This is a genomic window from Halorubrum sp. SD683 (genome assembly GCF_002135045.1).
Lineage (GTDB): Archaea > Halobacteriota > Halobacteria > Halobacteriales > Haloferacaceae > Halorubrum > Halorubrum ezzemoulense.
On the sequence record NZ_NEWJ01000068.1, the window covers coordinates 1 to 14,852 of the forward strand.

At 64.1% G+C, this 14,852-nt stretch carries 16 protein-coding genes; 9 read left to right on the forward strand and 7 right to left on the reverse strand.

Annotation, left to right across the window (positions count from 1 at the left end):
- The 3 genes from B9G49_RS16585 to B9G49_RS13365 all read left to right on the forward strand — a co-directional run.
- On the forward strand, nucleotides 1–1,332 hold a 1,332-nt coding region (locus B9G49_RS16585; protein WP_158093620.1), incomplete at its 5' end, for a hypothetical protein.
- Nucleotides 1,298–3,316, forward strand: coding sequence for a 3'-5' exonuclease (locus tag B9G49_RS13360; protein ID WP_086216699.1), 2,019 nt, complete (start codon nucleotides 1,298–1,300; stop codon nucleotides 3,314–3,316). The genes B9G49_RS16585 and B9G49_RS13360, both read left to right, overlap by 35 nt.
- 220 nt (nucleotides 3,317–3,536) lie before the next feature.
- A complete protein-coding gene (locus B9G49_RS13365) occupies nucleotides 3,537–5,444 on the forward strand; it encodes a hypothetical protein (protein WP_158093621.1) in 1,908 nt (635 codons plus the stop codon).
- A 141-nt stretch (nucleotides 5,445–5,585) separates the two neighbouring features.
- Here the strand turns inward: B9G49_RS13365 and B9G49_RS13370 are convergent, their stop codons facing one another.
- Complete coding sequence (locus B9G49_RS13370) at nucleotides 5,586–6,263, reverse strand: CopG family transcriptional regulator (protein ID WP_086216701.1); 678 nt, start codon at nucleotides 6,261–6,263, stop codon at nucleotides 5,586–5,588.
- A gap of 109 nt (nucleotides 6,264–6,372) precedes the next feature.
- Between B9G49_RS13370 and B9G49_RS13375 the strand changes: the two genes are divergently transcribed.
- Entirely contained in the window at nucleotides 6,373–8,994 is a 2,622-nt protein-coding gene (locus tag B9G49_RS13375) for a hypothetical protein (RefSeq protein ID WP_143414706.1), read from the forward strand.
- 132 nt (nucleotides 8,995–9,126) lie between these two features.
- Here B9G49_RS13375 and B9G49_RS13380 read toward each other — a convergent pair whose 3' ends face one another.
- The 3 genes from B9G49_RS13380 to B9G49_RS16825 form a co-directional block, all read right to left on the reverse strand.
- Nucleotides 9,127–9,393 carry a helix-turn-helix transcriptional regulator gene (locus B9G49_RS13380; RefSeq protein ID WP_143414707.1) on the reverse strand — a complete coding sequence of 89 codons (267 nt, stop codon included), beginning with the start codon at nucleotides 9,391–9,393 and terminating at the stop codon, nucleotides 9,127–9,129.
- Nucleotides 9,394–9,397: 4 nt separating this feature from the next.
- Entirely contained in the window at nucleotides 9,398–9,673 is a 276-nt protein-coding gene (locus B9G49_RS13385; RefSeq protein ID WP_086216704.1) for a hypothetical protein, read from the reverse strand.
- A 232-nt stretch (nucleotides 9,674–9,905) separates the two neighbouring features.
- The gene (locus B9G49_RS16825) at nucleotides 9,906–10,328 is read right to left on the reverse strand and encodes a MarR family winged helix-turn-helix transcriptional regulator (RefSeq protein ID WP_198943840.1); all 423 of its coding nucleotides are present in this window, start codon (nucleotides 10,326–10,328) and stop codon (nucleotides 9,906–9,908) included.
- A gap of 295 nt (nucleotides 10,329–10,623) precedes the next feature.
- Here B9G49_RS16825 and B9G49_RS13395 point away from each other — a divergent pair, with 295 nt between their 5' ends.
- Together B9G49_RS13395 and B9G49_RS16590 are read left to right on the forward strand one after the other, a co-directional pair.
- Nucleotides 10,624–10,911 (forward strand): hypothetical protein, encoded by a 288-nt coding sequence (locus tag B9G49_RS13395; RefSeq protein WP_143414708.1) that lies wholly within the window; start codon nucleotides 10,624–10,626, stop codon nucleotides 10,909–10,911.
- Nucleotides 10,908–11,045: a hypothetical protein gene (locus tag B9G49_RS16590; RefSeq protein ID WP_158093622.1), complete on the forward strand. Its 138-nt coding sequence runs from the start codon at nucleotides 10,908–10,910 to the stop codon at nucleotides 11,043–11,045. The genes B9G49_RS13395 and B9G49_RS16590 overlap by 4 nt, the downstream gene beginning before the upstream one ends.
- Nucleotides 11,046–11,233: 188 nt before the next feature.
- Here the strand turns inward: B9G49_RS16590 and B9G49_RS13400 are convergent, their stop codons facing one another.
- The 3 genes from B9G49_RS13400 to B9G49_RS16315 are packed head-to-tail and all read right to left on the reverse strand — an operon-like array spanning nucleotide 11,234 to nucleotide 13,426.
- A complete protein-coding gene (locus B9G49_RS13400) occupies nucleotides 11,234–12,016 on the reverse strand; it encodes a hypothetical protein (protein ID WP_086216706.1) in 783 nt (260 codons plus the stop codon).
- 38 nt (nucleotides 12,017–12,054) lie between these two features.
- On the reverse strand, nucleotides 12,055–12,699 hold the full coding sequence (locus tag B9G49_RS13405; protein ID WP_143414709.1) for a hypothetical protein: 645 nt from the start codon (nucleotides 12,697–12,699) through the stop codon (nucleotides 12,055–12,057).
- Complete coding sequence (locus tag B9G49_RS16315) at nucleotides 12,692–13,426, reverse strand: helix-turn-helix domain-containing protein (RefSeq protein ID WP_143414710.1); 735 nt, start codon at nucleotides 13,424–13,426, stop codon at nucleotides 12,692–12,694. The genes B9G49_RS13405 and B9G49_RS16315 overlap by 8 nt, the downstream gene beginning before the upstream one ends.
- A 489-nt stretch (nucleotides 13,427–13,915) precedes the next feature.
- On the opposite strand from B9G49_RS16315, the gene B9G49_RS13415 reads away from it, so the two are divergent.
- The 3 genes from B9G49_RS13415 to B9G49_RS17080 all read left to right on the forward strand — a co-directional run.
- The gene (locus B9G49_RS13415) at nucleotides 13,916–14,104 is read left to right on the forward strand and encodes a hypothetical protein (protein WP_086216709.1); all 189 of its coding nucleotides are present in this window, start codon (nucleotides 13,916–13,918) and stop codon (nucleotides 14,102–14,104) included.
- Complete coding sequence (locus B9G49_RS13420) at nucleotides 14,101–14,451, forward strand: hypothetical protein (RefSeq protein WP_086216710.1); 351 nt, start codon at nucleotides 14,101–14,103, stop codon at nucleotides 14,449–14,451. Before B9G49_RS13415 ends, B9G49_RS13420 begins: the two co-directional genes overlap by 4 nt.
- A partial coding sequence (locus B9G49_RS17080; protein ID WP_233125219.1) for a hypothetical protein occupies nucleotides 14,448–14,852 on the forward strand: 405 nt, incomplete at its 3' end. The genes B9G49_RS13420 and B9G49_RS17080, both read left to right, overlap by 4 nt.

Consider the following 14,852-nt stretch of genomic DNA (forward strand, 5'->3'; position numbering starts at 1 on the left):
GCACGGGACCCCCCGGGAGGGAGGGCCATATACAGTACACCTTATCCAAGGGTACCCTCCCTCCCCTTGTGGGTACCCTTGGATAAGGTGTACTGTATATGGCCCTCCCTCCCGGGGGGTCCCGTGCTGTTCGGTCGGGGGTGGTGCCCGGTGAGCGACGATCTCGTCGAAGTCTACGCCGAACAAGCGGAGGATTCCCCGCCGGCAGTCGGCGCCGGGTACGTGATGTCCCACCTCGGTGAACGGATGAAATCCACCGAGGGCATGGGCGACAAGATGCAGGAAATGATCGCCGCCGGCGACGCGATCGAGGAGCTGGCGGCCGACGCCGACGACCCGTCGAAGGTCGTGGACGTCGCCCGGGATTCAGCCGGCGAAGTGGCTCAGAAGTCCCGTATCGGTAAGGAGCGGATCATCGACACGATCACCGACCAAGTCGGCGACTTGGAGGAGCAGGCGATCCAGGAGGCGGGCGGGTACACCGTGGAACACGGAATCGGCCTCGACCGCTTCCTCGAAGACCACCTCGAAGAAGTCGTGATTCAGCGGTCGACGGACTCTGTGGACGACCCGGTGTTCCGTTGGCGGTTCGACGAGGGCGAACGTGTCGAAACGAAGGACGGGGTTCACTTCGACCACTACCACTTCTTCAAGAAGCTCAGCGCGTCGACGACGCGGCGGCTGGTTACGAACCTCGCGAGCGAGAAGGCGGAGGAACACTCGGAGAGCGCCGAGGAATACGCTCGGAAGTCCATCGGCCCGAAGGACCGGCCGTGGAGCCGGAGTAACGACGACTGGACGCAGTCGATCAGTGGCCTCGTCGAGGATCGGTCGCGGACGGAGACCGTCCTCGGCCCGCGAACCGAGGCGTGGGAAAACATCCGTGCCCGGATCGGTGCCGCGACCGGGTATCGGTCCTTGGACGACGCGGTGGCTCAGGGGCTGATCTACGTCGACGACGAGAACGACGAGATCTGGATTCCAACGAGCATGGTCGCCGACGCGGTCGAGAGCGTCGAAACGTCCCGCCGGGCGCTTCAGTCGGAGCTGGCAGAGCGCGGCGTCGACAGCGACGAACTCAGTGGGAGCGGGATCTCCGAGGCCGTTCGGCGTGGCAGAAGTGTGGGGCGGTTCTGGCGCCTCGACGCCACTCACGACGAAGTTCCCGAACCGGACACCGTCGTCGACGAAGTCACCGACGGAACCGAGCGAACGGCGAATGCCGGAGACAGCAAAGACGACGTGAGCCAAGAGGGGAACGGGCCGGAAACGTTCGGGCGTCCGCCCGAGGACGACGATGAAGCGGACGAAGGAGGTGAAGACGATGAGTAAGTACACCGAGATCCCCGAGGCGCTTCGCGCCGGACTTCCGGAGGAACTGGAAAACGCCGAACTCGCGGGTGGTGAGATCGCGGGCGCGGACGAGAGTTGTCGGCTCTACGGTCCTCCCGGCGCCGGGAAGTCGACGCAGTCGGCGTTACGCACCGGGACGCTCGCGCTCGAAGAAGACCTCTACCCGTCGGATATGACCGTAGTCACATACCGGAAGGCGCTCTCCGGTGTCGTGAGGAACCGCCTCATCGACTGGGGTGTGTTCGAGGAACCGGATGTGAACCCGGAGAAGGCTGACAGCGCGAACGCGTTTCAGTACTGGACGACGATCCACGCGGCGGCTGCCCGTGCGACGGGTTTCCTCGCGGACGTAGCCGACCAGGAAGACGACCTCGCGGGCATGGCGGACGGGAAAGCGAAGCGGGCGTTCTGCACCGAACTCGGTATCGACTTCATGCCTCCGCGTCCGTGGCTTGAGACCCGCTGGACGGTGTTTTACGATCTGTACACCTACGCGAAGAACAACCTTCTCGACGTCGGCGAGTGGGAACACATCGACGAGTCGGGGCTATCGCCGCTCCGCTCAGACCCAGCGGCCGACCGCCGCCTCGACGCGTTCCGAGAGAAGTGGGGAACGGCGACGAGCTTCGAGAAAATCGTCGAGAAGTGGGAGACGTTCAAACGCGACCACGACGTTCACGACTTCTTCGAGCTGTTAGAGGCCGCTGTCGCCGGCGGGACGCCGCCGACGCGGCTGGTGGTGATCGACGAGTACCACGACGCCACGCCGCTCATGGCGGCAGTTTCGGAACGGTGGGTCGAGGCGGCTGATACCGCGATCGTCGCCGGTGACCCCGACCAAGTCGTGAACGGCTACGCAGGCGCCAGCCCCCGCTTCTTCGAGCGGATCGGCGAGCGCGTCGAACGCGATCTCCCGGTCGTTCAGTTAGACCGTAGCTGGCGATGCCCGGATGAACACTTCGAGGCGGCGTCGCGCATCCTCCGGCGGGAACGTTCACCACCGTCACTCACCACCGCTGGCGCCGGGCAGATTCTCCGTCACCCGGCACCGGAACTCCGTCACGACGGCGACGAGTGGCAGCTCCCCGAGCCGAGTAGGGACGGCGGGCCGGTGAGCCTCTGGCAGCAGTACGGAACCGACCTGATGTTCCTCAGCCGGACCCGAAAGCAGGCGGACGGGATCGCGGCGGCGCTCGACCAGGAAGGTATCGTGTACGTCTCTCAGTCCGACGTCGGCGGTGATTGGGAGCGCCGCCTCACACTGCTGCGTGCCTTGGACACAGTCGAAGACGTTCGCCCGGGGCAGACGACGTCGTCCGCCCGGATCGGCGACTACGGTGACTCAGACAGCAGCGGGAAGAATCCGGGGAACTACGCGCTCACCGTCGATGAAGCGCGGGCGCTGTTCCGACACAGCCACGGGCGTTACCTGGACACCGACCGCGACGACATCCGGGAGTTGCTTCAGGAGATCGAATACGGGGACGGTCCCGAAGTGGTCCGGCTCGACACCGTATCTGAGTATGTCACCGACAAGTGGTGGCTCCGGTACGGCGCTGGCAGCGCCTCAATCTCCGAACTAACCCGCCTCGACGATCGCGACCGCGAGGCTATGCGCAAAGCGTGGAACCGGTACGACGACAAGTACACGCTCGCGCTTGCGGAAGGGACGCGTGTCCTCACCATTCACGCGTCGAAAGGTGCCGAGGCGTCCGATGTCGTCGTGTACGACGGAATCACGGGCCGGATCGCTCGCGACCTCGATGAACGGGGCGACGCCCGCGAGAACGAAGCGCGGACGTGGTACGTAGCCCTCACCCGCGCCTCTCAGCGGCTTCACATCGTTCGGAACGTCTTCGAGTGGACCGAGCCGTACCTACCGGAGGATCTTGAGCCACGGGCAGCACAGGCGGCACAGGACGCTGTCGCGACGACAGACGGAGGTGAGTCGCATGGCGCTTAAGGAAGACATCGAGGAGTACCTCCGAGTGAACGACGTCTCCGCCACAGAAGCTTCGGTCGGCGCGATCGTGAACGCGCTGGGTGGCGCTCACCCCGCTGAAGTCGCGGACGTCCTGGACGAACTCACTGAGGCGCCGCTGACCGAGCAGGACGTTCGCGACCACTACCGCCGAGTCGGTGACGCAGTCCGCCCGCTCGGTGATCTTGCGGGGAACCCGACGATGCTCATCAACGACAAGGAAGGGTGGTACGTGACGCGCCCGAACATCGACCCCGCCGAGGAGGAAATTGGGGAGTACGACAAGGAGCGCCGAGCGAGGGACCTCACCGCCGACTACGGAGATGTCGTCGAGCTGAGTGTTGAGAGGACGCTGTACGCGCTCACGTCGTACAAACGCCCCGAGGCCTTCGAGCGGTGGCAGGCGGCGACGTTCGACCGCGAGGAAATGCAGTACGAATACGCCGACGAAAAGCCGTCGCCGAACAAGGACGACCTCGTCGCGGTCTCCGCTTGGGGCGACATCGACCTCGCGGACGAGCTGAAGACGCGGAGGCCGGATCTCGACGCGGATACATACTCGACAGCCGAGACGGCGCTCGAAGCATACATCGACGCCTTCGCCGAACTCTACGGCGGACGCGACGCGGTCTACGCTCTCGACAGTGTGGGAGGGGCGTACATCTTCGGGGCACCGGAGGCGACGCTGCCGATCGCCCGCGAGTTCGCCGGTGATCCTGAGGATCGCGCTCGCGTCATGGGGGCGTTCATCGAACGGTCGAACGAATACCTGAAAGAAGCCGAGGAACGCGTGAACGCCGCCGTCGACGACGCGAGTGAGGTAGTCCACCCGGACTGGGCGAACAACCCGAATCGGCAGTACAAAATGCCGATGTCGATCCACGCAGACCACGACGCCGTCGTGACGCCGCTCTCCACCGACAGCGTCACCTACCGAGAACCGACGCCGGTCGGTGCCGTCGACGAGGACCTCCTCGACCGTACCCGGCGCTGGTGTGAATCGTTCACCCGAGTTCAGCATGAGGACCGCGTCGACGAGATCGTCGCGACACTGTGGCCGGACTACTACGCCGACGCCGATTCCTGGGAACAGGCCCTTCAGGAGTGGCTGTTCGACCGTGAGAGCGAGCGCCTTCGCAAAGAGCAGCAGCGGGAACAGCGTAAAGCAGCACTTGAGGAGGGTGAAGTCGTGGAACTGAAAACGGCGGATGTGACCCTCACGACCGACCAGTCCGATGTGAAGTCCGCGATCGACGCGCTGAATCCCGAACAGGTGATCGAGGACACGATCCTCGGTGCGGGCTGGACCGACCGGCTTTCGGGCACAACCGACCGTTCGGGTGACGGACGGCGGGCATTCGTCCCGACGTGGGCGAACGGGTACAACAGTGGTAACGCGACGTTCGTCGGGGTGAACGGGTCCAAAAGCGGCGTGTGGCACGATTCCGACGATGGGAGTAAAGGCGGCCTTGTCGAAGCGGCGCTGATAGCCCACTCCGGTCGCTCGAACGACGCCGGGTTCGCGGAGGGTGAGGAGTGGCGGGAGGGCGTCGACGTTCTCCGCCGCCTCGGGTACGATATTCCGGTGTGGGTTCCCGACGCGACCTCGCTCGACGAAGACCAAATGCCGCTGTGGGCGTTGCGGAAGTTCGCGCTGAAGCTCGGGGTCGTCGAACAGCACGAATTGGTGGAACGAACCGGCGACGACGGGTCGTCGTACCTTGGGTTCCGCCCGTCGGACTACCGCCGGGTTGTCCGTCGTGCCGAGGCTGCTGGCCTCGACACCGGCCGGCGAGATCACCTCGACGACGGCGGTTCATCCGACTACTACGAGGTGGACTTACAGGAGTACACGTCGACGGAGCAGAGTCCGTATGCGGACCCCGACACGATGCTCGCTGCCTGTATTCGCGCCCGCGCTGACGGAGCTGTACCGGAAGACGCAGAGCCTCCGACGTTGGCGCTGGTCCCGATCCTTCGCGACGTCGGCATGGACAAACAGGTGGGCGAGACCTCACCGGGTACGCGGTCTATGGCTGTCGACGTGTTCCGTGAGGACCTGAACACCGACGATGTCCAGGACGACGATACGGTGACGATCTACGATTGATTTACGGTAGCTAACCCTCCCTCACCGCCGTATATTGGTCGGGATTCCCGAAGGTCACCGAACGTAGCCCGCAGCCAATAGGGCGAACGTAGCCGGCGACGCGTTGCGTGCGCGTACACAGCCTACGACGTCACGCGCTATTCATAGGTACTCTGAGAGTTCTTCGGCGACCGCTTCGTCGCCGGCGTACTCCCAGTGGGCGTATCCGCCGTCCTCGATCCCGGGCGCGTCGGCGACGTACCGGCTCCCGACTGAGTCCCACAGCGACTTCGGCGACCCGTAGGCGTCGGGGTGTGAGCTGTGAAGATGGTCACGCAGCTCGCTGGTCTCGGCGTCGCCGGATTCGCGAAGGAACCGGAACGCGTCGAGGACGATCTCCTGGACGCTCGGTTTCCTCGGCCCGTTCGCTTCGAGCCACTGCTGATAGGCACCTTCGAGCGCGTCGTCGCCCACGCTGGGGCTATCGGGGGTGGGTTCGGGGCGAGACCCGGCCGTTTCGTCCGGTCGGTGAGGGGTTTCCATCGTCTCACCCGTCGAACCGCTCAGCGCGTCGCTCTCGTCGCTCTGAGCGGTCGGGGGTGTTTCACCCCCCAGTTCGTCGACGCGCTGTTCCAGTTCGTCGACGCGATCGCGAAGGTTCACAATATCTTCACCAGAGTTCACCGGTTCGTTCACAGCGTCTTCACCGCTGTTCACAGTATCTTCACCGGATCGTAACCGCTCCCTCACAACTTGGGACTTCGACACCCCACGCTCCTCGGCTTCGGCGTCGATCTCGGCATACTGGTTGTCCTCGATCGAGATAGTGAGACGTTCCATTGTTCACCGGATCTTCACCACACCCTCACAATAAGGATACCTGTGCGCGAGATCGACTCTCACCGTTTAGCTCGCTGCTTATACGCCCCATCACGGGGTACGTGTCTGTATGGCACGTATTGGTAGCCCGATCGGCGGTCCCGGCGGTGGGGGCGGCGGATCGAGCAGCGACGACGACCCTTCGGAGAGCGGCGACGAGCAGCGTCGACGTCGAGAGGAGGAGGCACAGGCCGACGATCTCGCTCCGCCGGGGCCGGACGCTGACCCGGACCCGCCGTCGGACACGGCACAGCCGACGGGGCTGCCGCCTGGACTGGTCGGTCCCGTCGACAGCCGGGACGGAGGCAGCTCCGGCAGCGACAGCCCGCCGCCGGCGAGCGACCCGCCCGGTGAAGGTTCGCCGGGTAGGGACACGGGCGACGGGTTCGACCGCTCGGACGGCTCGGCAGCGCGGGAGGACGCGCTCGACGACGCGCCGGGGAGGAACGAACCCGCCAGCACGGACGCAGGCGGCGATGTACAGCCCGCCGATCGCGCTTCACAGTCGGTGTCGCTGGGAACGACGGGCCTCGGGACAACGGGAACACCGCGCTCCCGCGCCCGTGAAGGAACGCCGCGAGCGTCCCAGTCGACCGCACTGGGGACGACGGGAGTCGGGACGACCGGCACGCCCCAGTCGCGGGTGCGAGAGGACACGGAACGCGCCAGCCAGTCGCCGAGCCTCGGCACGGACATGCTCGGAACGGCGGGAACAGCCATGGTGACTTCGACCGACTCCCCGAACCCAGCGGTCGAAGACGTCGAAACCGAGCAACAGCAGGTTCGTGGCGCGGAGACGCTGTCGAGCGACGATAACGCGATCGACCAGGCGTTGGGGAACTTCGACGAGCAGGTGACGCGCTTCGGTCTCGACGTGATCGACGTCGGGTTCCAGGACCCCGGCGAGATCGGCTACCCGAACCAAGACGACATCGACGTGACCGGCCCGAGCCTCGGCGGGCGCGAAGGTGAGCGAGGGACGCTGAACACCGACATCACCGACGCGCTCACGGAGGGGAAAGGGCTGATCCCGACGGAAACGGACGATGCTGGGGCGGGATTCTTCGACACGTCCGAGCGGGAACTTCAGCGCCGGATCGAGGAGCGCCGCGAGGCTTTCTCGCCGTTCGCTGAGGGAGCCGGAGAGGCGGTCGAGGGCCTCACCGGCAGTGCGGGGGCTGGCAACGTTGCTGAAGGCGCGGCGAGCGCGCCCGTCGAGCTCGCTTCGCAGGGCGGCGCTGGGCTTCTCCTCATCGGCGACACGGCGGTCGAAGTGGGCGCGAACCTCCCCGAAACCGTCGACGAGTACGGCGCAGGTGAGGTAGCGTACACGGGCACGGAAGTCGCTGGGCGAACGGTAGAGTCGGCTCTCACCCAAGCAGAGGAGGACCCGTTCAAGACCGCTGGCGAACTCGCTGGCGGGTTCGTGACAGGCACGGCGGCCGTCCGGACGGCACGGAGAGCGACCGATGTCGGCGCTGCTGCCCGCGACACGCCCGCTGCGTTCAGGCGTGGGTACCGCCAGGGGCAGAACGCCCCGTTCGACACGGCGACGTCGCGAGCGGGGCGTGAGTTCCAAGAGTTCGTCGAGGACGACCGCGCCCAGCTGAACCTCGGCCAGTTCGGCCGCTCGACCGACGGCGACTCCGCGTCGACGACGATCTCCCAGAGCGACCTGGAAGGCTTCGACAGCCCCGACGGAGACCCACGCGGGAACCCCGAGGTGCTGCCGGACAACCTCGACGGGTACGGGTCCGGGCGAGATCGAGGCGCGGCTGGTCTCGACGAACAGGGGAGCTTCGTCGGATCGAACACGCGCCAGCAGGACCCTGCGTTCGGCGGCTCCGGGAAACCTAACGTCGGTGAGTCGCGAGACTTCTCGGCTGTTCGCGAGCGGATCGGGGGCAACCAGATCGCGAAGGCTGAACCGGACACCGACCTTCGTGAGGCCGTCGAGACGCCTTCTGTTCCGACGACGGCGAGCGCGCCGAGCAGCGCCGCGCCCGCTTTCGGGGCGGGGCTTCTCGGCAGTGCAGGCGCGGTTGTTTCCCCGCTCGACGAGATCGCCGTCGGGGAGGGGACGACGGACGCCACGCAGCCCGCCCCCTTCGCAGACACCCGCCCCGACGTCGAGAGCGGCGACACGGGTATCGGCACGCCTGTCACTACCAGCATCATCGGTGGTGTCGTCTCGGCTGAAGACACGGCGCTGGACGTCGGCGCCACTCAGGGGCCGCAGGTCGACTTCCAAGACGACACACCCACGGTGCAGACGGACGACACGGTCGGCGTGCCCCCTGGCGAAGACATCCTCGGCGTCGAGGACACGACGCCGGTCGAAGACACCCGCCCCGACACCATCGTTGGGCCGGTGCAGGAGCAGCCCGTCCCCGAACAGGTGGATGACGTGGCGGTCGTGCCGCCGCGCCCGGCGCCTACCGGAACTCCGTTCGGTCAGGGCGGGCAAGGGCTGCCTTCTCCGGCACCGACGGGTCCCGCCGGAGGCGGAACGCGCCCACCGACCCCGGACATCGAGGACCAAGACGATGAGAAGCGACGAGACGAGGAGATGTTCGGCTTCAGTGAAGATCAGTACGTCGCGGACATCATCGGCGCCGACGAGATCCTCTTTGGTGAGGGTACGGACGCCAGCAGCGGCGATCGCGACGGGCAGGACCTGTTCGGGTTCTAGACCCGGCTGTTCCCCGTCCAGACCCCAGGGGTGACGACGCCAGAACCGCCTTCCTCCCGCGATTTCTGACGCTGAGACCACTCCGACGACGAAAACAGCACAGAATTGACCTCCTCGCGACCGTCGAAAGGGCTACTCCTCCTCCTCCTCGATCTCGGCTTGGTAAAAGTGGAGTAGGTCCCGACCATTACCCAGCGAAGGCTCTGTCTCTCCAAGTTCCCAACGCCTGATTGAGTCCTTGTTCACGCCCACCTTTGCGGCCACATCTCGCAGGGAAAGCCCGCTTTCCTCGCGAAGTCGGCGAAGGTCTTCGGGCGTTGGCACGTTGTAGTCGGAGGGGTGGGGGACCCAACTCGGCGCTGTGCCGTCGGACTCGGTGGGCAAGTCGTCGCTCCGCATTTTCTCACCCCTCACCGACCCCCCACTCAGTTTCGTAGTCGAGCGGGAGTTCTTCGGTGTCCAGGATCTCGACGATCTCCTCTCCGGTGAGGCTCCCACGCTCCTCGGCGGCGGCGAGCAGCTCCGCGAGTTGCCCGTTCGGGATCGCCGTCGTGCCGCCGGCCATGCGGAGGTAGAAGTCGGCGGCGACGTCGAGGGCTTGCGAGGTGTGTCCTTTGCCGGTCGCTTCCTTCAGGTTCTCCCACTTCCGTTCGCGTGTATCGGTCTTCTGGATTCTCATATCTCTGGTTGCACATCGACCGCGATTTGGTGTCTCTGAGCGGTGAGCGAAATCACCTCAGTATTTAAAACCCGGCTGGGAACGCGGGCGGCCGTACGAATCTCACCGCTGCCCCCGGACTGCTGACCTCGCTCGTTACACATCAGCATTCGCTCTGTTGGGCAACGAGAGAGATTTGATTCTGTGTTCTCGCGACCCCGTGTGGTCATGGTGGAACCGGGGGTCCTCGGTCCTACTCATCTGGTTCCCAGGATAGCGCGGTCGGTTCCTCCGCCGCTGGGATCACACGCGGACCGTCCTCGTCGTTGACGTGGCGCCCACACTTCGGGCAGTACTGCGGCGCGTCCGGATCAGCGAAGTAGTCGTAGGTGCCACCGTCGAACCCGCAGCCCGAACAGTCGATCCGGTATTCGTTCGGGATGTCGAGGCCGGGCGACGTGATTCCGTGTTCGGAGAGTCGTTCTTCGCCGTAGTCGGTCAGCTCGTACAGCGCGTGTGTTACTTGGCGGACGTACCCAGCGCGGGCGAGCCGGTTCAGAACAGTGTTCACGTCGCCCTTGTCGAGATCCGTCTCCTCGCGGATCATCATCGGATTCACGCGTCCCTTTGCAAGGACGGACAGGACGGACTTATCGCGGCTGTCGAGTTCGGTCATATCGGCTTCTTGCACGCTCATGCCTTAACCCTGTATAGCTCATGGAATTACTAAAGCATTACCTGCCACTTACAGAGTAAGGACTAAGTGGTTGGCAGAGAGACCAGTGGGTACGCACGGAACGGACCACCCGCAGAAGGTGGCCGGGGCGTAGGAGCGCCCGCGACCGTGCCGCCAACCATGGCAGCAAACAACGATACTCCCCGATCTGGGGAGAACGTTTCGGAGGAACAGTGCGACGACGAACTCGGTGCGCGGCACGAAACGATCGGGTCCGCCGACGGAGGTGATGTCGATGCCTGAGTTCGGGCCGGGCGGGCGCCTACGCGGGAAGGACATGGTCGTCGACGAGATCGGCTACGAACTCGACTACCAAACCGAAGACGAGTATGCCTGGGTACTGCTTACGCTCGACCTCGGGTTCACCGAAGTAGAGGTTCAGTTTGACAGCGAGAAGGCCGAGCAGTTCATCGTCGAGTTCCGCGACGAGCTGGTGAAGGCCAAGCAGGAGCAGTTAGAGTACGACACGAACACCGATCCGGACAGCGGCGTGTGCGCGACCGACGGAGGTGTCGACGAATGACCGGCGCCTACACCGACGAGGAGCTGCGGCGGCTCGACGATCTCGGCTGTCGACGTGAGGCTGAAGCTCTCACCGACATCCGCCAGCTCCACTTCTCGGACTTCTCCTCACGCACGCGACGGCGCGACCGCTGACCCACCTCGACCCGCCTTCTCTACGGTGACAAGATTCGGTGTTGTTGGACTATCGGTGAATAGTGCCGTGTGAGAGGCGCTACCCCACCGGTTCAGCAGTTTAGATCTGATTCTGAACTACTTGCAAGGGACAGTACAGAGGTATTGGTGTTTTTGTTGTCGTCGGCTGTGGCGCTGCTGTCTTGCGATTATGAATTCGCAGCGCCAACGCTTTCTCCGTCGCTGATCCGCTGCCGATACCACTCCGAGGAGTACGTGAGACGTTCGTCTTTTTCGGGAATCTTCCGCCACGCGGTCCCAGTACGCCGGTATCCTTCGGCGATAAGTAGCTGTTCCTGATCGCCGAGTTCCCCGTCGGCGTCCGGACTGCCGTCGGATTTTTGCTTGGCCTCCTGCTTCTTCCTATCCATCACTTGGTAGTCCGGATCGTCCTCAGGAAGCGGGTCCCAACTCAGGTCCTCGACCGCCGGTGTGCGGAGTTGCGGGTTCTTCAGGTCGTAGTCGTCGATCTCGACCTTGTGGTGTGTCGCGACCGGCCCCTGGGGGTGGCCCGGTCCCTTCCTAATGAGCAGCCATGCGTCGACGAGCGGATAGATCCAGGAATCCAGCATCGAGAAGTTCTGGACGATGATGATGATGGTCAGCATCTTGTCCCGGTTCGCGAGGATCGACCCGATCGTCTCGATCGTCTCCGTCTTCATGGCGCGACGCGTGTTCAGCGCCGAACCGCCGCCCGGCGTCCCCTGCGACTCGTCGATCACCACAGCCGACCGGGTTTCGACGCCCGGGATGATCTCGTAGCCCAGCTCCCCAGCCGACAGCGTTGCCTGCTCCTCGGCGTCGAATCCCGAACTGCTTCCGTCGAGTGTCTTCGCACAGCCGGTCCCTAAGGTCGTCTTCCCGGTTCCACTCACTGCCGACTTCGACGACGCGGAAATGACCATGAGGAAGTCGTTCGGCGGGTCTTCCATTACGCGATTGTACCACCGTCGATAAAGCAGTGAGTCCTTCATTCGCCCCAGGACAGGTTGTTCATCGGGCGTTCGTCGTCCGGGTCGAGATCGAGGCCGACCTCCGAAAGGAACACGTTCGCCTGCCTGAACGCCTTCATGATTATCCGACGGGGGAGCAGCACTGTGTTCGTCCCGACCTCGGGCACCTCACCATCTCCACCGCGCTTCATCACGCGTGCCTCGAATTGGGCCGACACCCACACGTCGCGACCGAGCAGCGATCCGATACCCGCGAGGGAGGCTTGTTGCGGTTCGGCGGCTTCCTCGACGGAGATTATCTCGGAGTGAACCGAGCCAGCATTTTCGGGGGCCAGCGACTCCGGTGGGGGAATCTCGACACTGCCGAGGTCGACGTCCTTCCAGTATTCCTCGCCGATCTCCGGGTAGGTTTCGAGCATCATCGGCTCGATCTCGCGAAGGTAGCTCTGAACCGCTGAGAGGATGTAATGCCGCTCCTGTTGTTCGTTCACGCCCTGCTGCATCCTCAGGTTCCGCGCTTCGCGTTCCCACTCTGCGACCCGGCGGCGGGCGTCGAACACGTCACGGAGTCGGCGCTTCTGAGTGTACTCCTCCGGGTCGAGAACGCGAGCCTCGTCGTTCTCTCCCGGGTCCATCCTCTCGCCGGGTTGTTGTTCACTCATCGGACTCACCTCCGGGAGAAAGCGGTTCTGACTCGATCCGTGGGTGCCCGATCGGCGAGATCCATTCAACCTCGACATCCGTGAGAAACACCGCGTCGTTGCATGGCTCGAACAGCCACGGTGACATCTCCTTGCGTTCTTCGAGATCGTAATCGGCGGGGTAGCGTACGTGTTCTATGGGCGTTGTTGGCTTCGAGTACAGCGTTCCCGACAGCAGAACGTTCGCTTCCCCCGGGACTGTTTCTTCCTCAAGGAGTCTGTCGCGGCGGTCTTCATACAGCACTCGCGGGTGGTTGTCTGACCAGTCTCCTGGAACTCCCATCACACGGAGCTGGACTTTCTCACCCGGGCCGGCCTCACCATCGTTCGGGTGAACAGCAGTGTGAGGGTTTGTCCGGAGGCCGACAAAACGGTCCGTTGCCCATTCTTTCACCGAGCGGACCTGCATCTCAACACGTTCTGAAACGGGTTCCTTCCGGGGGTCAAGCCCTACTTTGATATTCTCGTCTTCAACACCGAGGTCTTGCTCCTCGTAACGGTAGATGGTGGTTTGCCCGAGCTCCCGAGAATCGATGTTCGGGTTGTTTTCAAGGTGCTGAAGGTGGTTCCTTACTGTTTGGCCGCTGGTGCCTATTTCGTCGGCGATCTCGCTCACTGAAAGAGGCCAAGCTGCGGAGCGGATCGTTTCTAACACCGCTTGTCTTGTATCGCTGCCATCCCGGGGCATATACAGACCAGTACGACACCCACCCTCTAATAGTTTGGGACCCTGCAAAGGGATAAATTGCGAGGTTTTATTTGTGAGGGTGAACAATTACTCGTTAGCAAGCGGCCCGGACAGCAGAACGGGGGCGTGTTCCTAGCACGCCCCCGTCAAAACCGTGTAGCAAGCGACCCGGTCTTCCTGACCTGGGTCAACTGTATATGGGGGCTTCACACCCCTAAAATATGGTGCTGTGCTGTTCGGGGCGGTCTTGCTGGACCAAACCATGGCCGCCACAGACCGAACCCCCGATCCGAGAATCGACGAGGAGGTGTTAGTGACCAGTACCAGGTGTCGGACCGCGCACCGACAGGACCCCGACTTCGGGGACCCGCGCCCCGCCTGTAACGTATCTGAGTTCAAAGACGACTTCTCCCACAAACGCCCCGCACAGGTCCCGACGTTCAACCCCTGCCTGAGTTGTTTTCCCGAACTGCGGGGTGAGGACGGGTGATGGCCGAACACTCCCAGCAGACCCTCGACGGCAAGATCGTCGAGCCATCCACCGACCGAGGGGGCGCATACAGCGGGTACGCAGAAGTGCTGATCGAGGCCGACGGTGAGAAGTATTCCTTCGAGCGTGTGGCGCGGTGGTGCGTCCGCGCTCGCGAGGAGGGTGTTCTCGGGAGGACCGGCCCATGAGCGCCGACGCCGCCGCCAGTTCCGAGTGGGAGCTGCTCGACGACTGCCGTCTCCCCAGCGATCTCCTCGACGACCACGGCATCCCGAAGGTCCGGTGGGAACGGAGCTCCACCGGCGGGCGCCTCAGTTGGTGGCCCACGCGGGCGCGGAGGAAGGTCGCGCTGTTCCGGACGATCACGGACGACGGTGTCACCGTCCTTCAGGACATCTACGAGATCCGGACCACGCAGCGCGGCGAGCCGCGTTCTGAACGCGTCGACGATCCGCAGCTCGACGAGGTTCCCGATCCGCTCCTCCGGCTCGTCGAGGCCGACGGGCTGACCGTCGCGACGGAGGGGCACCGATGAGCGCCGCCGACCTTATCCCCCGACGTCCCGCGCCGGCGGTGATGAGTCTCTCGCGCTACCGGGGCTTTAAGACGCACCGTGCGATAGACGCAGGCAGAGCTAACGAAGTAACGCACCTGAGAAACCGCCCACTCGGGCGAGAGGATTCCTTTGGCATGGGGCCTCTCGACCGAGTTCCCGTAAGAGGCTGTTTCTCGCCGACTACTGTAAACCCATCGTTCGATCAGGTAGCGGTGGGTGCTGGCGTCGGCGCCGTCGAAGATCGGCGGCGGGTGTTCAACACGAACACCAAAATGAGACACGCGACACACGCGCCGGTCGAGGCACAGTCCACCACTATAACCGATGAGCATCGTTTCTCCCAAGTATTAGTACGGGTCTTTGGGGGGTGGGTTCGGGGG